The organism is Psychrobacter luti (assembly GCF_014192115.1).
In the GTDB taxonomy this organism is placed as follows: Bacteria; Pseudomonadota; Gammaproteobacteria; order Pseudomonadales; family Moraxellaceae; genus Psychrobacter; species Psychrobacter luti.
Map to the genome: position 1 here is coordinate 295,384 of NZ_JACHXL010000003.1, position 23,377 is coordinate 318,760.

The 23,377-nt window shown below is 43.1% G+C and carries 24 protein-coding genes; 7 read left to right on the forward strand and 17 right to left on the reverse strand.

Annotation, left to right across the window (positions count from 1 at the left end):
- Positions 1–77 precede the first annotated feature (77 nt).
- On the forward strand, positions 78–929 hold the full coding sequence (locus FHS24_RS08160; protein WP_183620545.1) for an SDR family NAD(P)-dependent oxidoreductase: 852 nt from the start codon (positions 78–80) through the stop codon (positions 927–929).
- A 523-nt stretch (positions 930–1,452) separates the two neighbouring features.
- Positions 1,453–2,022 carry a GNAT family N-acetyltransferase gene (locus tag FHS24_RS08165; protein WP_183620828.1) on the forward strand — a complete coding sequence of 190 codons (570 nt, stop codon included), beginning with the start codon at positions 1,453–1,455 and terminating at the stop codon, positions 2,020–2,022.
- A 28-nt stretch (positions 2,023–2,050) separates the two neighbouring features.
- Here the strand turns inward: FHS24_RS08165 and FHS24_RS08170 are convergent, their stop codons facing one another.
- From FHS24_RS08170 to FHS24_RS08195, 6 genes are all read right to left on the reverse strand, one after another.
- A complete protein-coding gene (locus FHS24_RS08170) occupies positions 2,051–2,722 on the reverse strand; it encodes a class I SAM-dependent methyltransferase (RefSeq protein WP_183620547.1) in 672 nt (223 codons plus the stop codon).
- A 370-nt stretch (positions 2,723–3,092) separates the two neighbouring features.
- Positions 3,093–3,707, reverse strand: coding sequence for a hypothetical protein (locus FHS24_RS08175; protein ID WP_183620549.1), 615 nt, complete (start codon positions 3,705–3,707; stop codon positions 3,093–3,095).
- A 67-nt stretch (positions 3,708–3,774) separates the two neighbouring features.
- Positions 3,775–4,392, reverse strand: a complete 618-nt coding sequence (locus FHS24_RS08180) for a hypothetical protein (RefSeq protein ID WP_183620551.1) — start codon at positions 4,390–4,392, stop codon at positions 3,775–3,777.
- A gap of 189 nt (positions 4,393–4,581) precedes the next feature.
- Positions 4,582–5,331: a PhnD/SsuA/transferrin family substrate-binding protein gene (locus FHS24_RS08185; protein WP_183620553.1), complete on the reverse strand. Its 750-nt coding sequence runs from the start codon at positions 5,329–5,331 to the stop codon at positions 4,582–4,584.
- Positions 5,332–5,334: 3 nt separating this feature from the next.
- Positions 5,335–5,829 (reverse strand): PAS domain-containing protein, encoded by a 495-nt coding sequence (locus tag FHS24_RS08190; protein WP_183620555.1) that lies wholly within the window; start codon positions 5,827–5,829, stop codon positions 5,335–5,337.
- A 387-nt stretch (positions 5,830–6,216) separates the two neighbouring features.
- A complete protein-coding gene (locus tag FHS24_RS08195) occupies positions 6,217–6,579 on the reverse strand; it encodes a roadblock/LC7 domain-containing protein (RefSeq protein ID WP_010201036.1) in 363 nt (120 codons plus the stop codon).
- Between the two features lie 695 nt (positions 6,580–7,274).
- On the opposite strand from FHS24_RS08195, the gene gdhA reads away from it, so the two are divergent.
- The 4 genes from gdhA (at position 7,275) to FHS24_RS08215 (ending at position 11,459) form a co-directional block, all read left to right on the forward strand.
- Positions 7,275–8,621, forward strand: coding sequence for an NADP-specific glutamate dehydrogenase (gene gdhA / locus FHS24_RS08200; protein ID WP_183620557.1), 1,347 nt, complete (start codon positions 7,275–7,277; stop codon positions 8,619–8,621).
- A gap of 443 nt (positions 8,622–9,064) precedes the next feature.
- The gene (locus FHS24_RS08205; RefSeq protein ID WP_183620559.1) at positions 9,065–9,901 is read left to right on the forward strand and encodes an amino acid ABC transporter substrate-binding protein; all 837 of its coding nucleotides are present in this window, start codon (positions 9,065–9,067) and stop codon (positions 9,899–9,901) included.
- Positions 9,901–10,638, forward strand: coding sequence for an amino acid ABC transporter permease (locus FHS24_RS08210; RefSeq protein ID WP_320158068.1), 738 nt, complete (start codon positions 9,901–9,903; stop codon positions 10,636–10,638). The genes FHS24_RS08205 and FHS24_RS08210 overlap by 1 nt, the downstream gene beginning before the upstream one ends.
- 77 nt (positions 10,639–10,715) lie before the next feature.
- Positions 10,716–11,459 (forward strand): amino acid ABC transporter ATP-binding protein, encoded by a 744-nt coding sequence (locus FHS24_RS08215; protein ID WP_183620561.1) that lies wholly within the window; start codon positions 10,716–10,718, stop codon positions 11,457–11,459.
- A gap of 166 nt (positions 11,460–11,625) precedes the next feature.
- Here FHS24_RS08215 and FHS24_RS08220 read toward each other — a convergent pair whose 3' ends face one another.
- From FHS24_RS08220 to uraD, 10 genes are all read right to left on the reverse strand, one after another.
- On the reverse strand, positions 11,626–12,573 hold the full coding sequence (locus FHS24_RS08220) for a DMT family transporter (RefSeq protein ID WP_183620563.1): 948 nt from the start codon (positions 12,571–12,573) through the stop codon (positions 11,626–11,628).
- Positions 12,574–12,820: 247 nt separating this feature from the next.
- Positions 12,821–13,483, reverse strand: a complete 663-nt coding sequence (locus FHS24_RS08225) for an anthranilate synthase component II (protein ID WP_183620565.1) — start codon at positions 13,481–13,483, stop codon at positions 12,821–12,823.
- A gap of 33 nt (positions 13,484–13,516) precedes the next feature.
- On the reverse strand, positions 13,517–14,935 hold the full coding sequence (locus FHS24_RS08230; protein WP_183620567.1) for an anthranilate synthase component I family protein: 1,419 nt from the start codon (positions 14,933–14,935) through the stop codon (positions 13,517–13,519).
- A 72-nt stretch (positions 14,936–15,007) separates the two neighbouring features.
- Entirely contained in the window at positions 15,008–15,298 is a 291-nt protein-coding gene (locus FHS24_RS08235; protein WP_183620569.1) for a Trp family transcriptional regulator, read from the reverse strand.
- Between the two features lie 195 nt (positions 15,299–15,493).
- Positions 15,494–16,015, reverse strand: coding sequence for an ureidoglycolate lyase (locus FHS24_RS08240; protein WP_183620571.1), 522 nt, complete (start codon positions 16,013–16,015; stop codon positions 15,494–15,496).
- A 163-nt stretch (positions 16,016–16,178) separates the two neighbouring features.
- Positions 16,179–17,015, reverse strand: a complete 837-nt coding sequence (locus tag FHS24_RS08245; protein WP_183620573.1) for a bifunctional allantoicase/(S)-ureidoglycine aminohydrolase — start codon at positions 17,013–17,015, stop codon at positions 16,179–16,181.
- 78 nt (positions 17,016–17,093) lie between these two features.
- On the reverse strand, positions 17,094–18,074 hold the full coding sequence (gene puuE / locus FHS24_RS08250; RefSeq protein ID WP_183620575.1) for an allantoinase PuuE: 981 nt from the start codon (positions 18,072–18,074) through the stop codon (positions 17,094–17,096).
- An 88-nt stretch (positions 18,075–18,162) separates the two neighbouring features.
- Positions 18,163–19,500, reverse strand: a complete 1,338-nt coding sequence (locus tag FHS24_RS08255) for a urate hydroxylase PuuD (RefSeq protein WP_183620577.1) — start codon at positions 19,498–19,500, stop codon at positions 18,163–18,165.
- 66 nt (positions 19,501–19,566) lie between these two features.
- The gene (uraH, locus tag FHS24_RS08260) at positions 19,567–19,935 is read right to left on the reverse strand and encodes a hydroxyisourate hydrolase (RefSeq protein WP_183620579.1); all 369 of its coding nucleotides are present in this window, start codon (positions 19,933–19,935) and stop codon (positions 19,567–19,569) included.
- A gap of 57 nt (positions 19,936–19,992) precedes the next feature.
- Complete coding sequence (uraD, locus tag FHS24_RS08265) at positions 19,993–20,514, reverse strand: 2-oxo-4-hydroxy-4-carboxy-5-ureidoimidazoline decarboxylase (RefSeq protein WP_183620580.1); 522 nt, start codon at positions 20,512–20,514, stop codon at positions 19,993–19,995.
- Between the two features lie 303 nt (positions 20,515–20,817).
- On the opposite strand from uraD, the gene FHS24_RS08270 reads away from it, so the two are divergent.
- The gene (locus tag FHS24_RS08270; RefSeq protein ID WP_183620581.1) at positions 20,818–21,552 is read left to right on the forward strand and encodes a TetR/AcrR family transcriptional regulator; all 735 of its coding nucleotides are present in this window, start codon (positions 20,818–20,820) and stop codon (positions 21,550–21,552) included.
- Between the two features lie 184 nt (positions 21,553–21,736).
- Here the strand turns inward: FHS24_RS08270 and FHS24_RS08275 are convergent, their stop codons facing one another.
- Positions 21,737–23,170 (reverse strand): uracil-xanthine permease family protein, encoded by a 1,434-nt coding sequence (locus FHS24_RS08275; protein WP_183620582.1) that lies wholly within the window; start codon positions 23,168–23,170, stop codon positions 21,737–21,739.
- Between the last annotated feature and the right edge of the window lie 207 nt (positions 23,171–23,377).

The following is a 23,377-nucleotide window of genomic DNA, read 5'->3' on the forward strand; positions in this document are numbered from 1 at the left end:
AATGGGCGGCATTACGATAGATAAAATAGAACACGCATTCAAAACTTAAATAATAACTTAAATAGTAAGGACGACTCATGACTAAGACTATTTTAATTACGGGCAGTACTGATGGTATTGGTAAACTTGCCGCTCTAAAATTGGCAGAAGCTGGGCATCAAGTGTATGTGCATGGCAGAAATGCCGACAAACTTACCAGTGTCATTGCAGAAGTCAAAGCAGTAGCGACAGGCGCAGCAGTAGATAATATTGGTGGGTTTGTGGCTGATTTTTCAGATTTAAATGCAGTACGTAAAATGGCTGCAGAAGTGAACGAAAAGCTACCAAAGCTGGATGTACTTATTAATAACGCAGGGATTAATACTACTGCATCGGTAATGACTAAGGATGGATTGGACGTACGCTTCGTGGTTAATTACTTAGCGCCTCGCGAATTAACCAACGCCCTTTTACCTTTACTCAAAAAGTCTAGCGAAGCTCGTATCGTAAATCTAAGCTCAGCAGCCCAAGATCCGATATCCTATAAGGCATTCGTAGGACAAGAGCGTCTCGATGATAAAGACGCCTATGCTCAAAGTAAGCTAGCACTCACGATGTGGAGTATGGATTTAGCCGATACAGTCGCGGCAGATGACATCAATGTAATCGCTGTCAATCCAGGCTCGCTACTGAATACAAAAATGGTCGATGAGGCTTATGGAGAATATTGGGCATCAGCAGACAAAGGGGCAAACATCCTAACTGAACTTGCCATCTCGGATGAGTTCGCTAACGATAGCGGTAAATATTTTGATAATGACATCAAAGATGGCGCCCATGGTGACGCGAGAGGAGAGTTCGGACAACCGCATGCAGATGCTCTAGACAAAGAAGCTATTACAGAGCTTGAACGCCAAACTCAAACAGTATTGCAGTCGCTTTCTGCATAATATTTATATTTAGTCGCAGCAATATTAGCTAAGAATTATGTTTGAGTCATTTATAACTATAGGGTCTATTGGCAATGTGAACATAAATGTATGAACTATTTACCACCTATAGAGGTGGAGGAGTTCTGCCTGAATGGGCTAAAAATGACTACATTTTGCCAAGCAGTATCAGATAGATTGTCGATATTGTCCGCGCTAATTTTACTGTTTAAATGCAGTTCATCTCATTTTTGTCAGCATTTTTAAAATGAGAGTACACCTTAATAATGTGGGGTTTTAATAAAAAACCATACTCTAAGCACTACAAAGTAAGAACAAAGGTAACCTTTGCTGTCAGTCATGATAAGAAAATGAGGTTACCTTTAACTTATATGAGTCACGATTATTTAATAATCATCCGCTAGTGAGAAGCCAGCATGTCTACTTTGACGTCTCAGCTATGATGTTGACACGCCTGAGCAGCTTGTTTATGCCAAGCAACAAGGCTGGATTGATGAGGGGTATTAAAGACAGCGAATATTCTATGATACATGTGTTAGAAACAGAGCGGCTTATTCTCAGGCAGTGGCTGGCGAGCGACTTTGCTGTTTTTGCTGAAATGAATGCCGATGCTGAAGTGATGCGTTACTTTCCACAGCTATTATCTCCTACGCTAAGTGAAGTCATTGCTAATAAATGCCAGCGGCTCATTACAGACAAAGGCTGGGGTTTCTGGGCGGTCAGCCGAAAAGGCCGTTCAGAACAGGATGACTTTATCGGTATGGTTGGCTTGAATGAGGCTCATGCGGATATGCCTTTTGCCCCTTGTGTAGAGATTGGTTGGCGACTGCATAAGGATTATTGGGGACAAGGTTATGCAACTGAGGCCGCGCGAGCGTCGCTGAAATTTGCTGTTGAAGTTTTAGAGCTTAACGAGGTCGTTGCCTCCACCTCAGTCATTAATAAGCACTCTCAACTTATCATGCAGCGGATAGGCATGACCGATACACAGGAAGGTTTTTATCACCCTATGCTTGACTCTGAGCACCCGCTTGCTGAGCATGTGCTCTATAAAATAACGCGTCAACAGTGGCAAAATACTGCCACGACTTAACTTTATTTATGATTACCATGAACTGGGTTTATTCAACACTATCTCGTGAAAACGTCAAAATATGACCTTTAAATGGCAAATCGAGATATGTGGTGTTTTCAGGCTTAACATGCTCACTGCTAAAACCATATTCCAGCATTTTACTGGTTAGCTTGTTTTTGCGGCCACGACCAGGGTCTACGACAATGACTTCACATTTTGGCAACGCATGACGCTCGATAAATTCGGCCAAAATATCAATATGTTGGTCCTCATAAAGTAAATCACTACCGATGATCATATCAAACTTGCCAAGATGGCTATTGTCTTCTGCCCAGTCTAAGCGCTCAAAATTAATCTCTTTGTTATTATTTAGCGTGGTATTTCTATCTAAAAAATACTCGACCGTTGGATGATAATCGGTCGCTGTAATGTCCGCATGCCGATGATTAAGCAGTAAGCTTGATAATGCCATGCCGCAGCCAACTTCCAAGATACGCTTTCCGGCAATATCATAATCAAGCATATGATTGGCAAGCACCAAGCTTGACGGCCAAATCACGCCAAACATCGGCCATGACGCCGAGCAAATTCCGAGTTCTGATGCCTCATTATCAGGGTCACTAAATTGTTGATTGTCACGTAAAGTACAAATGTGGATGTCGGTGCTGCCAATTTCAATTGTTTGATAACGCACGCGCACGGTAGTCAGCGAAGTCATAAACTGTCCTAAAAAATAAGCAAAAATGCAAGGTTTGGCAAAGGGTGCCACTTTCGGGGAACATATGTATTACAAAAGGTGGTTTGAAGCTCGCAAATGTATAGATGTCTATCACGGATAACTGTTAAATGGTTATAGCAAGTATGACCTAACATTTGACAACTTGCTGTTAATTTTGAAGGTGTTCTTATTGCCGTATGAGCTTATGTAGAGAGCAGTGTTAATGGCAAAAAGCAAAGCGTGGAAAAGATAGCGGCAGCAGTTATACAACCATCATCATGAGACCGCTTAATAGCAAGGCATAAAAAATGCACCCCTTGTGGTTAAAGGGTGCATTTATACCAAGCTGCTAACGTAATTAAGTAAGGATTTAATTAGTAAATCTAAGCCCAGAGGTTTTTAATGCCCATACCAGCTCAACAAAGGCGCGATTGTTGGTCAAAGGTTCGCCATCGATGATAAGCACATAACCTGAGCCATCAATCCATAAGAACACAAAACTGGTTTCAGGAATCAGCAAATCGACTTGCTGAAAGAAAGAGATAGCTTGGCTTTCTACTGCCCAGCCGCGTTGCTTTTGGCGTAGCATAAAGCCTGAAAAGTCAGCTGCCGCCACACTGAGCATGTCCGCTTCTTCTTGGCTATAGCCAATCCGTGCCAAACAGAAACCTTCATCAGAACCAATCGCCGCACGGCGTTTACCAGACAGGCTTGAAACCACATAGGGTAAAAACTGGTCTAATGGTAAGTTTGGCGCAGGCAAAAACAGCGACAGCTTCTCAATCCAGCCATGCTCTAAAAAGCTATCTAACCACTGATCAGAATAACGCTTGAGCCAATCAGCGGCTAACAAAGTCTCGTTATAGGACAATAAGTCTTGTAGTGATAACTGCTCAGCCGTTGGCTCACTTTGTGAAAATGCCTCAAAAATGCCAGCTGGGGTCAAGGTAAGATAGGTTTTATCAGCGTTTAAATAAGAAGACATAGCGGCTACCCGTTAGATGGATTTTTTATGATGGGGTTAAAAATAAGCAAGTTAGGATCTAGGCGTTTTATACATTTGTAGTTTGGTCAAGTTTTTGCTGACAATGATTCCAGCGCTCATCAAATTGCCAATCACTTTTGCCTAAGCGAAACCAAACCAAGGAGAACGCCAGACGGTCATGACGAGCGATACAATGGGCAAAAAACTCGTTTTCGATTTGTTCTATGGTGTCCAAGTCTTGATTATCACGGGCAAGCATCAAGTCGCTGGTGATATCTTTGGCGATTTCTTTGGCATCATCACTACTGATACGCAGACGCTGGGTTTGTTCATTTAACGATGGCGAGACCAGTACGCTCCAGCGCGTTGCTAGCATACTGTTTTTTTGAATATAGCTTTTTTTATCAATACAATCACGAAAACCTTGCTCGATATGCGGCAGCATGCGACCTTGCAAGCGGGTAAACATATTGGTGACATCATAGGGAATGTCATACCAGCAGCCATAAAAGAAGTCGGCCACTGCGCCTTGCAGCGGCTCTTTTTCATTTAAAAGTAGGGCCGCATTGATGCGTTGTTCGTGAAAATGTCGATTGTTTGGGGCGATAAATATCTTACGTGAGTAAAGACGATAGACGCGCCGCGCCGCCATTTCACTTTCTTTAATGAGATCTAAATCAGACATAAGAGTGTCCTGTGAGCCATAGCTGTTATTCAATAAGTGCCGTTTAATGCTGATTGTTAAGCAGTTACTATCAAACAATTACTGCTAAACAAACATTATTAAAAGAGCGCTGTTAAACGAACGCTATTCAATAACTACTATGATTTAAGTAAGATGCCAATTAACCATAAACCATGAATCACAAATAGGCTAATCAAGTAAGGTTTGCATCAAATCAATCATAAATTCAGCGTCTTCTTCATCCATGGCTTCAAAACCTTGAGGCATCCCAAGCTCAGCCAAGGCTTCTTTACCATCATCATCGTTATGCAGATTAAGAATCGCATCCATCAAGGTGTCAGTATCAGTAAAGCCTTCTTTAATCAGTAAGACATGGCTGATATCTGCCAAATCACTCTCGATTAGCACTGATAACTGCGCTTTGGTTAGACGTGAAAAACTATGGAAAATCTCCGCCATAAAGAACGCCACTTGTGCGTCACCTTTAATTACTTGGCGCGCTGCCGCTTGATAAGTTTCAGTCACCTTCCAATTAAGGTCAGCCTCTGCTATATCGACCGCTTCAAGCAGGCGTAAACCAATCAGCTTTACATCGCGATTATCAGCCATCGCCACGCTAGCACCAGCTTTAATATCTTCTAGGCTATTGATATCGCTATTAGCCGCAGCGGCAATCACCATCTCATCCGATTTGCCAATAGGACGCGCAACCGCACGGTAGCCTTGCTCACGAATAAGCGTCGCAGCATCAAAAGGATTGGCGTAAATAACCTGAATATCGCCTTGATTGATAATGCCTTGTTGCTCAGCTTGCGAGCTGGGTATGTTTAGGTGCATATTGAGATTGGCACGCTTTTGAATCAAAGTGTTAAACATGTGCCAGCCTGCAAAACGCTCAGGCGAAAAATCAGGGGCGATTAACATATTATGTGTCGTCATGATTTACGCTTCCTCGTCTTTTTTCATTTGGGCATATTGAGCGATTGCCGCATCAATCTTGCTGCGTGATGGCTTACGGCGCACCGAAGTATAGCCAACGGTTTCGCCGCGGCGTACATTTGGCACCACAGTGGCATACACCCAATAATGGCTGCCATCTTTACATAAGTTTTTCACATAGCCATGCCATTTTTGCCCAGCAGCAGCGGTCGCCCATAAATCTTTATAGGCCGCTTTTGGCATGTCAGGGTGACGTAAAATATAATGCTGCTTGCCAATTAATTCATCGACGTCATAGCCGCTAATCTCGACAAAGGCATCATTAACGTGGGTCAAAACACCGTTTAAATCGGTACGTGACACAATCAGCTTACCGTCAGGGTAAGGGCGTTCGATACCGGTATCATAAACAGTGCGCGAAGTGCCATCGTGATAAGTCATGCTGACTTGTTCGGCTGGCATCTCAGGCTTCATGGCGTCGGGGAGTGGAGAACCCATTGTAATCTCCTTTATTTATCATTATTTTGATAATTATTAAAAAGCGGATTTGGTTTCAGTTTATGGTCTTAAACGTATGGTTGAAACTAATTGCTTAAGCCGCTGTCTGAAACCAAATGGTTAAACTCAAATATAAAACTTGTCTGTTAAAACTGTTAAATAAGGCTCGATATAGGCTCCAAATACTTCATGGTGGTTAGGCTTTTTAAGTGTTCGGTAAATCCGTGTTTAACCAATCCAACCACCTATTCAATATAAACAGTGTGCAATACCTTAAATAATTTTTATAAGACAAGGTGTCAGTTTTCATTTAAAGTGTTGTTTATTAAATAATTTATAGTGCTGATAGCGCATAACACTGTATCGAAAAACCTTTAAATTTAGCAGTTAAATCAGTTTTGCAAGGGCTTCAGAGGCCCGTTTAATGTCTAAGAATATTAAACCCAGTTTGGCATTTGGTTTTGCCATAATGGTTAATACCGCTTCATCGCCTGATGAGGTCATAATCACGTAGCCTTTTTCGCCTTGGATCATAATACGGTCGATACTACCACGAGCCAATTCACGACCTGCGCGGTCACCTAATGACAATAAAGCGGCAGACATCGCGCCAACACGGTCTTCATCAACGCCTGTCGGTAAGGCCGATGCAATCATAAGACCGTCGTTAGAGATAAGGGCCGATGCTTCCACATCGGCTGATGAGCTGTTTAGGTCTTCTAAGATTTGCTGGAATGAATCTGTACGCATAACAATTTCTCTGTAACGAGTGATTAAATGGAAAAAGTGACACAATAAGAAGGAATAAAATCTTCAATAGTCTGTGATGAGCGGGCAATATTATAAACCCTTACTATTAGTATTGATATAGAGAAACTCTCGTTAAAGGCCTAAAGTTGCTTATTTTTAACCTTTGAGTGCGCTTTGATGACCGTCTATCTTAGACAGTCTATTTTTAGTAAATATAAGTTGGCTAGTATGATTATGTTTTACAAGTTTGAACCTTTATTTAATCATCTAAATAATTAAATAAAACAGTGAATGCCATGTCATTACCCTATGTTTTGTTTATGCAATGGCATTAAAAAAGCCAAATAAATGTAAAGGTTTTTTGACCCATGAGTTTTCACGACCACGTCGTCGATAGCTTATAATGAGAAAAATGTCCATTATAACTTTTCATGATGGCGATATTTACTAGACTTATACACCAAAAAAATGATATATAGTTATGAGATAAAACTTGTTTGTGCTTCTGGGTTTATGATTTAGAGACACATTCAGTTGGCTTCTAATCCCATCAGTTCCTATACCTAGCAGCACTCAGCAGCGTATAGGTACGATTTCAATCCCACACTCGCGTTTTTCATCCCGTCGTTTGCGGTTAAACGATAAAACGCCGGTGTAAATCAGCATGATTACCATTTTTACCTTAAGGAACCTATATGAGTATCAGTCAGGCAATCGAAAAAGTTGAAGCACGTTACGCCCACCAACCTGAGTTTATTCAGGCAGTAAAAGAAGTTGCAATCACTATTGCCCCGCTATACGACGCTCATCCGGAATATGAGACCCTCAAAATATTTGAGCGTCTTGTCGAGCCTGACCGTGTTTTCGCTTTTCGTATCAACTGGGAAAATGATAAAGGTGAAGTACAGGTAAACCGCGGCTGGCGTGTACAGTTTAGTAACGCCTTAGGTCCTTATAAAGGTGGCGTCCGCTTCCATCCTACCGTCAATCAATCGGTGCTAAAGTTTTTAGGATTTGAGCAGATTTTTAAAAACGCTTTGACGGGTTTGCCAATGGGCGGCGGTAAAGGTGGTGCTGATTTTGATCCTAAGGGTAAGTCTGACAGCGAAATTCGTCGTTTTTGCTACGCCTTTATGCGTGAGCTGCATCCGTACATCAGTAAAGACATTGATGTGCCGGCTGGTGATATCGGTGTCGGCGGACGCGAAGTCAGCTATATGTTTGCGATGTATAAGAACTTGACGCGTGAGCACGGCGGTGTCTTGACTGGTAAGGGCGTGGGTTTTGGCGGTAGCTTGATGCGTACCGAAGCGACTGGATATGGCGCGGTTTATTTCTTAGAAAGCATGCTGGCTGCGCAAAACGACAACATTAAAGGTAAAAAGGTTCTAGTATCAGGTGCCGGTAACGTCTCACTACATGCTGCTGAAAAAGCGCATATGCTAGGTGCAACGGTACTGACCGTATCTGACTCACAAGGGACGCTTTATGATGCAAACGGCATGGATCAAGAAAAAATTGATTGGCTAAAACAACAAAAAGCCCAAAGCAAACCATTGTGTGACTATGTTGATGTGTATGGTGGTGAGTGGCTAGCTAAGCAAAAGCCATGGCATATCAAAGGTGATATCGCCATTCCATCAGCGACTCAAAACGAAGTCAACGAAGACGATGCTAAGTTAATGGTTGAAAACGGCATCAAATATATTGCCGAAGGCGCTAATATGCCATTGACCGCTGAAGCGATTGATTATATTCGTCTGCATCGTGTGCACTATGCGCCAGGTAAAGCGGCTAATGCGGGCGGTGTTGCCGTATCTGGTCTTGAGATGTCACAAAACTCAGTTCGCCAATATAAAACCTTTGAAGAAGTCGATGAGCGCTTAAAGTGCATTATGAAGAATATTCATGACTGTGCAGCTGAAGCGTCAGAACAATATGGTCAAACTGATGATGGCTATATTGACTATATGGCGGGTGCAAATATCGTTGGTTTTAAACGCGTGGCTGATGCGTTGTGTGCTTATGGGATTTTGAACTAAGTATTTATTAAAAACTAACGCTGTCTCTTAAAAGCCGTGCTTATCTTATATGATAGGCGCGGTTTTTTTATAGCTGGTTTTATTTAAAATTTGAGACATAAACATTTATTAGCCAGTAAATGCTAGCAATCTTACCCATGCTCACTGTTTTTGTACGTTTATTCTTACCCAATTACGTTAGTATAGTAGTAAGTCAGTGTTGCATAACCTGCGTTGTCGGTTAAAATTATTATTAATATTAACCGTCACTTAGCTTGGCCAATGCAACATAATATAAAAACAGTATTGAAAAATATCTTTAGCATCCTCAAATCGGGAAATCAAAGCCAAGTATGACAGTCAATAGGCTCGATTTTTTAGTCAAAACTGTTTGCTCCGTTTTTCTCCCTATTTGTTGGTCTGATACTTTTTTGCATTATTCACCTACTTTATAAGGACGTCTTATGAAACGTCGTACTCTTTTAGCCCTTGCTGCTAGTACCGTATTACTTGCCGCTTGTGGTCAGTCATCTACCAATGAAGCTGAAACCAACGCTGCGGACAGTGCCACGAGTGGTGGTTCTGATTTGCTCCAGCGTATCAATAATGGCGGAACCATAAACGTCGGTACTGAAGGCACTTATCCGCCGTTCACGTATCATGATGAGAGCGGTAAGCTCACCGGTTATGATGTCGAAGTGACACGCGCCGTTGCTGACAAACTAGGCGTGAAGGTTGAATTTAAAGAAACCCAATGGGATGCGATGCTGGCAGGTTTAGACTCTAAGCGTTTTGATATGGTCGCCAATCAGGTCAGTCTCACCACCCCTGAGCGTTTAGCAAAATATGATAAAGCGACAGCTTATAGCTGGTCAGGTGCTGTTGTTTTAGCCCCAACTGATGACAATCGCTATAGCTCGTGGGAAGGTCTAAAAGGTCTACGTTCAGCACAGTCGCTCAGCAGTAACTATGGTGAGCTAGCAGAGCGTTATGGCGCAGAAATTGTCCCTGTCGATGGTATGGCGCAAGCGATTCAATTGGTTAAACAAGACCGTGCTGACCTTACAATGAATGACAATCTTGCGGTATTGGATTATCTAAAGAAATTTCCAGACGCTAAGCTTGAGATTAAACTGACAGCCCCTGTTAGTGAGCAGACCGGTTCGGGATTGGTATTGCTAAAAGGTGATGATGCCGTTGTAGCAAAATTAGACGAAGCCATGGCCGCGCTAATCGCCGATGGGACGCTAACCAAACTTAGCGAAGAATTCTTTGGTGCTGATATAAGTCAACAAAAATAATGCTCGCCTCCATCACGTCTATGATAGCTGAACTATTGGCACTGCTGCCATTTATGGACCCTGCGCGAGCGCAGATTGTTATCAATTCGTTTTGGCCAATGCTCAAAGGCGGTATCTATTATTCGATACCGCTGGCATTGATTTCATTTGCGATTGGTATGGCAATTGCGCTGACAGTGGCGCTGATTCGTATTGTGCCGCGTGCTGGCTGGTTTCACGAGATTATCTATAGACTTGCCCGTATTTACGTGTCTGCCATTCGCGGCACACCGATGCTCGTGCAGCTGTTTATTATCTTTTATGGCTTGCCCAGTGTTGGTTTAAAGCTTGATCCGTTTCCCTCTGCGATTATTGCCTTTTCACTGAATATCGGTGCTTATGCGTCAGAGACGGTGCGTGCCTCGATCTTGTCTATTCCAAAAGGTCAATGGGAAGCAGGTTCGACTGTCGGTTTGACGTATCTACAGACCTTTCGTCATGTGATTTTGCCGCAAGCGTTACGCGTTTCCGTGCCACCGCTATCCAACACCTTTATTAGTTTGGTAAAAGATACGTCGTTGGCGTCACTGGTACTGGTCACGGAGTTGTTTAAGGAAGCACAGATTATTACCGCGCGTAACTATGAGTTTATGCTGGTTTATACTGAAGCGGCGGTTATTTATTGGGGTATTTGTCTATTCTTGACCTTTATCCAAGGTAAGCTTGAAACCCGTCTCGATCGATATGTGGCTAAGTAGCTTGTCCGCTCATCTACTGATTTTATGACAGTCTTAGCAATATCGCATTTAGCATTAACCGCTTAACAGGAATTTTTATGATTCAAGTCAGCAATATTCACAAAGCCTTTGGTAGCAATCAAGTGCTCAAAGGCATTGATTTGACCATTCATAAAGGTCAAGTAGTCGTGATATTAGGCCCTTCAGGGTCGGGTAAAACGACTTTTTTGCGTTGTCTGAATGCACTAGAAATCCCTGATCAAGGCGTTATTGCTTTTGATGATGGCAGCTTGACGGTGGATTTTGCCACTAAACCTAAGAAGAAAACCTTGCTAGCATTACAACGTAAAGCTGGCATGGTGTTCCAGTCTTATAATTTATTTCCGCATAAGACCGCGCTTGAGAACTTGATGCTTGGGCCGACGGTAGTACAAGGTCAAAGCAAAGCGCAAGCGCGCGAACAGGCTTTAGCCTTACTCGAAAAAGTCGGTCTATCAGATAAAGCGGATTTGTACCCTTTTCAGTTATCTGGCGGTCAGCAGCAGCGCGTTGGTATTGCGCGTGCGCTCGCTATTGAACCGTCGTTACTGTTGTTCGATGAGCCAACCTCGGCGCTTGATCCAGAGCTGGTACAAGATGTCCTTGGAACCATGAAACAGCTGGCCTCTGAAGGCTGGACGATGGTTGTTGTGACCCACGAGATAAACTTTGCGCGTGATGTCGCTGATCATGTGGTCTTGATTGAAGACGGTGTTGTAGTCGAAGAGGGCAGCGCGCAGCAGTTATTTGAGGATTCAAAGCATCCACGTACGCAAGCATTTTTGCAGCGCATTGTGCAATAATGAGAGTGATTCAAATTGTCTATTAAGTTTTATAGCGTAAGTGCTTTACCATAAAGTAAGGTTTTAAAAGCTGTTAAGCAAAAGCCCCAACGATATTCTTATAGTTGGGGCTTTTTTTGTCTTATAAAAACTAAAAAAAGGCTGTTCAAGATAGTAGAAAGTAAGACTAAATCTTTTGCCGTCTTTTTAACCAACGCGGTACACGAGTGGTATTACCATTTAATACAGCATTGAATAAAGCCGCCAGTAAAATCAATATCACGCCCACGTATTGAATCCACGATAATGATTGATGCAGTAATAGCGTGGCCAAAGCAATCGCGGTTAAAGGCTCAAAGATAGTAAATATCGATGCGCGAGTGGCAGGCAGCTTTTCCAATGCCTTCATATAGAGAGCAAAGGGCACGACGGTTCCAATCAAAGACAGTCCTAAGGCGTAGCCCCAAGTATGTAAAGGCAAGGTCAATAGTTGCCCATACGTTTTATAGGTCTCGGGTAGTAATAGCAATACGCCAGCACTGATAACAATAGAGGTAAAAAACACCAAAGGAGCAGGGTGCGCATAGTGCATCGCGCGCTTACCGAGTACACCATAGAGCGAATAACACACGCCTGATAGTAGCCCAAGCACGATGCCCCAGTTGACCTGTGCCGCATCGCCTAACATGGTTAAACCAACGCCGAATACTGCCATCAGCGCCAGTAATGCTGACTGCCGAGTAATGGATTCATTAAGCAAAACTGCCGAAAATAATAAGCTAAAAACGGGCGCGGTATAAAGCAAAGCAACGGCAGGACCTGCACCAACGTAGATAACGGCAAAAAAATAGCAGACCGACATACCGAGTACGCCAATTAATGATTGTATTGCCAGTCCAAGCCACTGCTTTAGACCCAGCTTAATTAGGTATGGCCATAGCTTTGGTAACATGACAAGAATAAGAAAAGCGGCGGTCACAACACGTAAAATGGTAATTTGCCAGCCACTAAAGCCGATTTGATTGAGGTAGGTCGAAAATATCCCCAAGGTACCCCAGCAGACAGCGGCTGTGATAATTTGAATAGTGCCTATCCATGACTGCCGCGCTGACATTGCGCTATCCGTATGTGCCATATCACTCTCTATTTTAATTGCAATAAAATCCACACAATAAGCTGTGTAAGCTTTTTAGCTAATGGCGCTTTTTTGACTTAATACTCATTGCCCATTGCCTATTGCTTAGTACTATGCTGAAATAATAAAAGACAACCTTGTTAAAGGCTGCCTTTTATTTGTTGTTTTCAGTCTATCATTAAAGCGTTAATGAAGGACTAATACAAGTCCGTTAAACTTAAAATTCAATTTACTTGAGCTGCATGATTTAAACTTGCAGTAAAAAATTGGTTAGTAAGCGTTTGGCACCTTCAGTAGCAAACGACTCTGGGTGGAACTGTACACCTTGAATCGGATATTCTGTATGCTGCAGTCCCATAATTTCATCACCAGCTAGTGCCGAGTCAGCCAAACTTAAATCATGATGTTCGTCATTAGCAACGACGGCGGTGACGGTTAAGCAGTCAGGTAAGGTGTCAGCCTGCACCATTAAAGAATGATAGCGCATGATTTCTATCTCTTGCGGCAAGCCTTGATAGACACCTGCGTCGTCATGGCGAATGGCTGAAACTTTGCCATGCATCGGTACGCCGGCTCTTACCACATCACCGCCAAATACGTGGGCGATACCCTGCATACCCAAGCAAACGCCAAGAAGCGGCGTTGTTTTTCCCATTACCTCAATCACTTCTGCACAAATACCGAAATAAGCTGGGTCATCAGGGGCACCAGGACCGGGTGAGATGATGATACGGTCAAGATTCATTGCTTGCACATCAGCTAAGGTAATCTCGTTATTACGTTTGACGATGACATTGGCTGCTTCTTTAACACCGTCTTTAACACCGTCCATGGTTTGCAAAATCTCACCGATATATTGATAAAGATTAAAGGTAAACGAGTCGTAGTTATCGATAATTAAAACATTCATAAGTCATAAGCTCTTTGCTGAAATATAGGGAATTTAGGCTGTCATAAAGCTGTCTAAGACCACTTTCATGGCAGAAAGCTTACGTTGGATTTCTAAGTATTCATCAGCAGGATTGGAGTCGTAGACATTACCGCCGCAGGTTTGTGCATAGGCGGATTCGCCATTGATAAATAGACTGCGAATAGGAATGGCAAAAATGCAGTCACCATTGAAATTAAATGAGCCAAGCGCGCCGCCATAGGCACCGCGACCATCAGGTTCTAGCTCGTTAATAACTTTGATTGCTTCGATTTTTGGTGCGCCCGATAAGGTGCCAGCGGGGAAATTGCTGGCAAGGGCGCTAAACATATCTTCATCAGGATGCAAAATCCCAACGATTTCAGAGGAGATGTGTTGGACGTGTGAGAAGCGTTTGATATCCATCAGGCTACGGACTTTTACCGTACCAAAGCGTGCGACGCGACCGATATCGTTACGGTGCAGGTCAACCAGCATATTGTGTTCGGCAATCTCTTTGGCATCATTAAGTAGCGCACGGGCAAGCTTACGATCCTCCACTATATCGACGCCTCGCTTGGCGGTGCCTGCGAGAGGATAGGTTTCCATCTCACCTTGACGTAAGCGAAATAATAGCTCAGGGGAGGCGCCAATAATGCACTGCTTAGCAAATTTCATAAAGTACATATGCGGTGATGGATTGACCGCACGCAGCTTTTCATAAATCGGCATCTTATCACCGGCGATGCGATATTTGGACTTAAAGCCAACCTCACACTGAAAGATACGCCCAGAGACGATGTCTTCTTTGACTTGCATAACGACTTTAGCATGCTGTTCTTGGCTCATGCCATCACCCAAAAACTCAACGGTGGGCGGCTCATAGCTTGGGATAGGTTCGTCGAGCAAAGCTTTGATTTGCTCGATGCGATTATCTTGCTGTGCGGTTGGATAGTAAAAATAGAAAATCTCGCCTGTCATCTTATCAAGCGTCAGACCATCTAAATATACGCCAAATTTAAAGGGTTCAAAATCGTCGCTCGCCTTAGCATTGAGGCTGGGCTCAAAAAAATTGACACTGTCATACCCTAAGTAGCCGACAAGTCCACCGCTTTGATCACGAGCAATGACGTGCTGCGGGGTAATTCCACGTAGTAGCTCGTAAGGGTTGTCAGTTTGATAATGATTGGTTTTAGCGGTTTTATTATCAGTAATCGCTAAGGTACTACGGTCGATAGCGGCGATGGTCATAACGGGGTCGAAACCGATGGCATGATGGCGCGCCATATGACCATCTTCACCCAATGATTCAAGTAAATAACAGGTCTCAAAAGCGTGTTCAATACGTTTAAATAACGCAAAAAAATCTATATCCTGCGTGAGCTTAATACGCTGTGGTTTGCTAGGAATATCAATAGCCGCAGGCTGATTAGGCTTGGAAGTAGCAGAGGTCATAATAATGTCCAAAATAGTTCAATTATTTATCAGATAAAAATAAGGCGGATTAACATCATAATTTTTAACGAGTTAAGCGTCTTTAGTAGATGTGCTTTCTCTATGAGTCTTTAGTAAAGCACTCAGGTCATGCGCTTGCATTGCTTTAGCGCCGCGCGAAACAGTAGCGATACCAACACCCAGTTGCTCAGATATCTCACGCTGGGTCACACCACGCTCAAGCAAGTCAAAAATACGAATTCGATTGGCGATTTCTTGCTGCTCTTTATGGGTTAATAGTGCACTGAATAATAGCTCTATAACGGCACTGTCACTGCAATTTGCGAGATGAGTTAATAAACTGTGATAGGGGTTAGTGCTCATAGTATTTAATCTTTATAATAGTAGGGCAAATGATATCTTGTTTCAGTATTCTAGTACAGTAGTACAAGAAAAACAAGTAATCTGACTTAATGTTTCAACAGTAATCGATATAATATTTTTTATTGAACAAGTTTAATGTGTTAAATCTGAGCTAATAAGCATAAGAAGCCAGCTAATTGCTATTAGCTGGCTGGTCTATTTTGCAAGCTCAATTTGTACCTGCCAATCATTGATATCGAGCTCATAGCAGTTATTGCCTTCGCCATTGATACGGTCAATCACTAAAAAGTTAGAGTCACAGCCAAGTGCGAGCAGTGGATGATGCCAAACATTGGCGTCATATTGCACACCTTGATGAGACTTGGCATAAAATACGGTCAAATCATCAGCAGACTGTGGCGGCTCGCCTTTAGGCGCAACCACGACAATATAATCCTGACCATTCATCGAAAAGAAAGCCTGTGTACCAAACGGATGATACTCCATCACTGATAAGGCAATAGGAAATTCGCGCTTTTTGGCACAGAAAATACTCATGCCTACACTGCCACCATCAAGCTTAGATTCAGCGATAGCATGATGGCGCTTGGCGTAGCCATTGTTAATCTCATAACAATTTTCAGGCGTTTCTTCGTCTTTATCATACGGCTCAATAACCTTACCATACGGTGCAAATTTAGCTTTAGTCAAAGGTTTGGCTATAATTGTAGTACTCATGAATTCACCTTACTATGTAGTTAGTAATGTTGGCAGGGTCATTTAATTGGCAGTATCGGCAGCTTTACTATAGACCCGTACGTGGCTTAAACCATCATCTGAAAGAAAATGACTCAATCGCATTAATGATTACGCTTATATACTGTTTATTGTTGCGGATGTCTTATCGTGCTGGGCGAATAAACGGCATATGACGATTCACGTCTTTATATAGTAAATATCTAAATGGACCAGGACCACCAGCGTAACAAGATTGTGGGCAAAATGCGCGTAGCCACATAAAATCACCCGCCTCAACTTCTACCCATTCACCGTTTAAGTGATAAACCGCTTTACCTTCTAATACATACAAGCCATGTTCCATAACATGCGTTTCATCAAATGGAATCACACCACCCGGTTGAAAAGTGACGATATTCACATGCATATCGTGACGCATATCAGACTGCTCTGTAAACCTAGTGGTTGCCCATACGCCATCTGTGCCCGGCATCTCAATCGCTTCAACATCGTGATCGCTGGTGACAAAAGGTTCGGGCGCATCAATACCTTCTACAAACTGATAAGCTTTGCGAATCCAATGAAATTTAACGTGTTTGTCGCTATTGTTTTTTAATGTCCATTTACATGCTGGTGGTAAGAAAACATAGCCACCCGCTTCAAGATGATGCGCTTCGCCTTCGATAGTAATATCCATTTCACCTTCAACGACAAACAATACGGCTTCTGCATTGGTATCCAGCTCAGGCTTATCAGAGCCGCCATTCGGTGCGACTTCAACGATGTATTGTGAAAAAGTTTCTGCAAAACCGCTTAAAGGACGGGCAATCACCCACATCCGCATGCCTTCCCAAAACGGTAGGTAGCTAATAACAATGTCGGTTAGTACACGTTTGGGAATAATCGCATAAGCTTCGGTGAAGATAGCGCGATCGGATAGTAGCTGTGTTTGCGGAGGCAAGCCGCCAGTTGGGGCGTAATAAGTACTTTTTGTTGACATAGTTAATAATCCTTAATGATTTTTTTCCGCGATAAATTTGTGTTTAAAACTGGTGTCTGAATTTATGATTTGAGCTTGTTACATCCAGTCAGCGGTATTATCAGCCGTTGCAGGATGGTTTTCATACCAGTGCTTGGCAATCTCATCGCGGCGACATATCCAAATTTCGGGTTTGTCCGTAATATACTTTAAAAACTTTTTAAGCGCGGTGATGCGACCAGCGCGGCCAATGATACGGCAATGCAAACCAATCGTTAGCATCTTAGGCGTGTGCTGACCTTCTTCATAAAGCGTGTCAAAGCTGTCTTTTAGATACTGATAAAAGGGTTCAGCATGAGTAAACCCAGGGCTTGACGAAAAGCGCATATCATTGGTTTCAAGGCTATAAGGAATAACCAAATGCGGCTTGCGAGCGATTTTATTACCATCTTCTACCTTAACATTAAGCCAATAAGGCAGCTCATCAGCGTAGGAGTCGGAGTCATAAATATAGCCACCTTGCTCGGCGACTAGCTCACGGGTGTTAGGACTATCACGGCCCGTATACCAACCTAGCGGCTGCCCACCAAGCATACGCTCGAAGATTTCAGTGGCGCGGCGCACATGCTCGCGCTCGGTCTCACGATACATATATTGGTAGGTAATCCAGCGCAGTCCGTGACTAGCAACTTCGTGACCATCTTCTAGTACACGCTCGATAATATGCGGCGTTTTTTCAGCAGCAGCAGCACAAGTAAAAGTAGTTATAGGCACGCCATATTCTTTAAACACATCGAGCACGCGCCACACACCGACACGGCTGCCGTATTCAAAGGCTGATTCGATAGACTGATGACGGCTGTTAAAGGAGGGCGTGCCTAAGACATCTGATAAAAAACGCTCTGATTCTGCATCTCCATGAAGAACGCTGTTCTCAGCACCTTCCTCGATATTGAGAACGAACTGGACAGCAATCTTTGCACCGCCCGGCCAATTGGCTTTTGGTGGATTGCCTGCATAGCCTTTTAGGTCACGTGCATAGGTATCGTGATTAAAATCGCTGGTTATTTTTTTACTCATTGTAAATATATCCTAAATATTTTAAATAAACTAAAGCAAAATAAAGGTGAGCTTTGCTGAATGGCTACTTAACTACTAGCATTTAAAACTACAAACCTGAGGTATAAGCAACGATTTGTTGGCGTTCGGCATCAGTCAATTGGGTCAGATTGCCCAGTGGCATATAGCCTGTTTGCACTGCCGTAATAATTTTGTCTTTATGGATTTTCATATCTGACGGTGTTTGGAGGATAATACCTGCTGGCGGCGCTGCAAATCCTTGCTGAGTTGGCTGCGCAGCATGACAAGTGCTGCAGCGCGTGTGCACAACAATCATGATGGCATCGTCAGCCGATGCAGTCACTGGAATTGCTGCTGCGGTAACGTTTTCATTAGACTTAAAATCAGAACTGGCATCAGAATCAACAGTGGTGTTTGCGACGTCATCGCCAGCAGTTGGTGGCGTGCTGTTAGTTACTGAATGCGCGGCAGCTGTTTGAGTATTAGAAGCAGGAGATAAAGGTTCGATTGGCTCTGGACGCATCCAAATAATCAATAAAACGGTTAAAACAGCAGGGATAACCAAATAGCGTGGCTTATGATTGTCTAAATGCTTTTGATTAAAGTAATGGCGAACAATCGCAGTGATGATGCCGACGTAGACCAATACCAACCAGCCGTGTGCATGAGAATACATCATCGGATAGTGATTACTAATCATGGTAAAGATAAGCGGTAAGGTAAAGTAGTTGTTCATTAATGAGCGGTTTTTTGCTTGTAATGCTAAGTCGGCCACTTCTTTACCAGGCTTTTCGCCGCGCCGCACACAATCTACAAGCGCCCGCTGAGCAGGCATGATACCAAAGAAGACGTTACCGGCCATGACCGTACCCAATATGGCACCGATATGGATGAATGAGGCTCGGTCACTAAATAACTGGTAAGAACCCCAACAAGCAATGACTAATAAGATAAATATAATGGTGCTAAAGATAAACGAGTTTTTACCTAAGTGACTGCGAACAATCACTTCATAAATAAAGTAGCTACCAAATAAGAACAGTAAGCTAGTCGATATCGCACCGATACTGCTACCAAAAGCGACTTTACTGGGATCAATCAAGTAAGCTGTTGCATTGACATAGTAGACGATAGCAAGCATCGCCATACCAGTCAGCCACGTGGTATAAGCTTCCCATTTAAACCAGTGCAGGGTCTTTGGCATCTCTTCAGGTTCAAGCTTATATTTGGCAATCTCATAAAAGCCGCCCCCATGTATTGCCCATAAGTCGCCTGAGATACCTTTATCGGCTTTCCACTGTGGCGGTTTTCGCAAGCTTAAATCCAACCAAACAAAATAGAAAGACGCGCCAATCCATGCAATCCCAGCGATAACGTGAAACCAGCGAAAAAATAAAGCTACCCAATCGAGAAGATATGCGCCCATGTGGCAAGTGTCCTTTTGTCCAATGTACTTTTATCCAGTGTGCTTTTAAACGATAACGTAATAAATTTACGAACCGCGATAGGTGCTGTAACCATGTGCGCTAAGCAGTAGCGGGACATGGTAGTGACCGTTATCATTTATCATAAAATCGATGACTACTTGCGGATAAAAAGCCGTTAAGCTTTGTGTATCAAAATAAGCTTGGGTATCAAACGTTAAAGTATAACGACCAACATCTAAGTGATATTCAGCAATATCAATAGTAGGGTTAAACGACCAGCTATCTGGTGTCACGCGTCCATCAGCGTTGGTGACGCCATTGGCCAATAGTGAAGCTTCGCCTTTTGCGCTTACGCGGTGTAGCGTCACTGCGATATCAGCGGCAGGTTTGCCAAGATGGGTATCTAAGATATGTGATGAGAGAGTACCTGACATGATAATTCCTTTTATATAGTGAACAACTAAGGCGGCGTTTAAGTTAAAGACTATACGTTAAGCGGCGCCTAGCAGTTTTTGTAAGCGTAAACGCGTAATTTTATTTTGCTCAGCAGCGGCATTAGCCAGCTCAGTAGCGTGATTGTTTGGTATACGCGCTAACAGTAAATCCAGCATTTGCTGGGCACTTTTGCCAGTCGCAAACACGATAAAGATAAAGCCGAATTTATCGAGATAATCTTGGTTGCCCTGCGCTAATGCGGCAATCACCTCATCCTCAGCATCATTCGCGCCTGATTGCTCATGCGCGGCACTGTCTTGAGTGTCGCGGTATTTTTCTTTTAGCGAGTCGACGTTGCCGATTTGTGGGTGACCATCAAAGGCCTCAAGCAAATTGGCCTCGTTGGATTGTGCTTGTTGCCACGCGTTATCACTATGAGTGAGTAAGTTATCTATATCAGTGAAAGGACGGTGACTGACTAATTCTGTTGCCCACGCTGTACTGGTACAACAGGTCAATAGAAGTGAGGTCGCGTCGGCTGGTGCTAGGTGGTTAAATTGCTGTAGCGATAATTTCACAGTGGCATCCTTTTCCTTTATCCCCAATCCATAGGGTTGAATAAGCTGATATTGATGTATAGCGCCATGCTAATATCTATTGATAAAAAATCTCATGCTAAATGGTATGCATTAATCAGTAATTGGTTTAATATTAACCATTCTCCTTAAACCTGACCATTTGGTCAACTACTTTGTGCAAATAATTTATTTTAGTGAGTTATATTCTCTAAAAATCAGGCTATAAGCCTTACGCTTTATTAAACTATAAACCTACATTGGCGCATTGCCACTCATTGATCATCATTACAGGCGTTACTAATCATGGCAACCAGCAATACAACAAAAAAAGATACAACTAAAAGCGTTACAACTGGAAAAGATACAGCACACAATAACGACGTTGATACCTCAGAGCGTTCAGAAGCCCTTGTAGAGGAAAATGTCCAGCGCAATCAGCAAGACATTCGCGCCCACAATCAAGCTGTTATTTTGGCGGCTGCAGAAGAAGAATTTGTGCTACAAGGTTTTCGCGGTGCGACGATGCAAGGTATTGCCGATAGAGCTGAGCTGCCAAAAGCCAATATTCATTACTATTTTAAAAATAAAAAGAATCTGTACCAATCAGTACTGCATTCTATCATCCAAGAGTGGAATGAGGGTTTGGTGACTATGACAGTCGAGAGTGACCCCAAGGAAGTTATCGAAAAATTCGTGCGGACGAAACTGCATCAAGCATTTGCGCACCCAAACCAACATAAGCTGTTTGCGCTTGAAGTCATTGGCGGAGCACCACACTTGCACGATTTTATGTCAACGACGATGCAAGAGTGGGCAGTTGATAAGGCGCAGGTCATGAAAACTTGGTATGAACAAGGCAAAATTGGTGTTAGTGATCCATTACAGTTATTAATTTTGATTTGGGCAACGACGCAGCGATATGCCGAGTTTGAGACAGAAATCGTCGGTTTAATGGGTAAGGATAAATACGATAAGCAAGATGAAGCGCGTGCTGCTGATTTTTTAGTACCATTTATTTTGCGTGGTTGCGGGCTTTAGTATCTTATATAGTCTATTCAAAATAAAAAGGTACATACAGAAAATCGCCTTAACGATAGAGCGTTATGACGACTTTATCGTTAAGGCAGTGATTGAAAAGCAGAAAAAATCTCTCACTGCGCTCAATGGCATTTTATGGCAATTATGATATCCGTTATGACAACTAGAACATCTGTTATGACAACTATAATATCTGACCTTCAATAGCACTCTCAGATATTTCACGAACAGGCTTGAGCTTTTCATCAGCATGTTGCTCTGGCTCATCAAACTCTACACCGTAATTTTTTGGCAAAATCATATCGAGAGCGATAGCAACGATACCTGACATCGTCACCGCAGAACCAAAGATATTGCGGAATAACTGGGGCGTTTGGGCGAATACATCCGGCACAAAGGCCACACCCATTGATAAGCCCAGTGATGTTGCAATGATTAAAATATTACGGTGGGTAAACTCAACTGTCGATAGGATACGAATACCAGCAGTGGCAACAGTAGCAAACATCAGCAGCGTTACACCGCCAACCACTGGCTTTGGCAATTGCGTAAAAATTGCGCCGAGGATAGGGAACATGCCCATGGTGAATAAGATAGCACCTACATAAAAGCCGACATATCGGCTAGCGATGCCGGTCATCTGAATGACACCATTATTTTGGCTAAAGGTCGTCACTGGGAAGGTGTTGAACACCGCTGCTATCAGCGAGTTAACCCCGTCTCCTAACACCCCACCTTTGATACGTTTTTCATATAGCGGGCCTTTAATGGGTTCGCCTGAAATCATCGAGGTCGCCGTCAAATCCCCTGAGGTTTCGATACTGGTAATAATATACATAAAAGCAATAGGGATAAACGCTTGCCACTCAAAGCCAAAGCCGAATTTAAAAGGAACAGGCAGGGTAAAGATAGGGGCTTCAGCGACCAAAGAGAAGTCGATACGTCCCATAAACATGGCGGCAATCAAGCCTAGCATTAACCCAATAAAGATGGCACTTGAGCGAATAACTTTATTGTCAATAATACTGATTAACACCACACTCACCAGTACACCACCACCAAGCAATAGGTTTTGCATACTCCCAAAGTTCTCTGCTCCGACCCCGCCTGCCAAATCGGTCAGACCCACTTTAGTCAATGACAGTCCGATAGTGACAATCACGCAACCTGTCACGATAGGGCTCATTAAGGATTTAAGCTTGGTAATGAATTGGCTTAAGAAAATCTCGACGAATGCCCCGAGAAACGAGACCCCAAAAATCACAGAGAGAATCTCCTCTGGACTACCGCCTTTATTCTTCACCACAAAGCCTGCTGCCAATACTGCCGCTAAGAAACCAAAACTGGTACCCTGTAGCGCCATCAATCCAGAGCCTACGGGTCCAACTTTGTGCGTCTGAATAAAAGTCGCAACCCCTGATACCATCAAAGACATACTAATAAGGTAAGGGATGTGTTCTCCTAAACCTAGCACGCCCCCTATAATTAGTGATGGCGTAATGATACCGACAAAGCTCGCGAGTACGTGTTGGATTGCGCCTAAAAAGGCTTTTGCAGGGGCGGGGCGATCGTGTAAACCATATAATAAATCGCGGTTCCCTTGAGTGTGCTCACTCATCTTGGCTTCCTCCTGAAGTGACTTTTAGTCCAATCTCTGCGGCATTTACTCAGCAATATCATAACTACCTAGAGTCGACAAAAATGATGTCATCGCTAGAGCAATTCATATTGCTTATCTGTTCAACAGCCAATCGCCAACAGAAAATCGCACTTATCCTTGTGCTAATAAATAATCATACCTAACCATTATTTATCAAGATTGCCA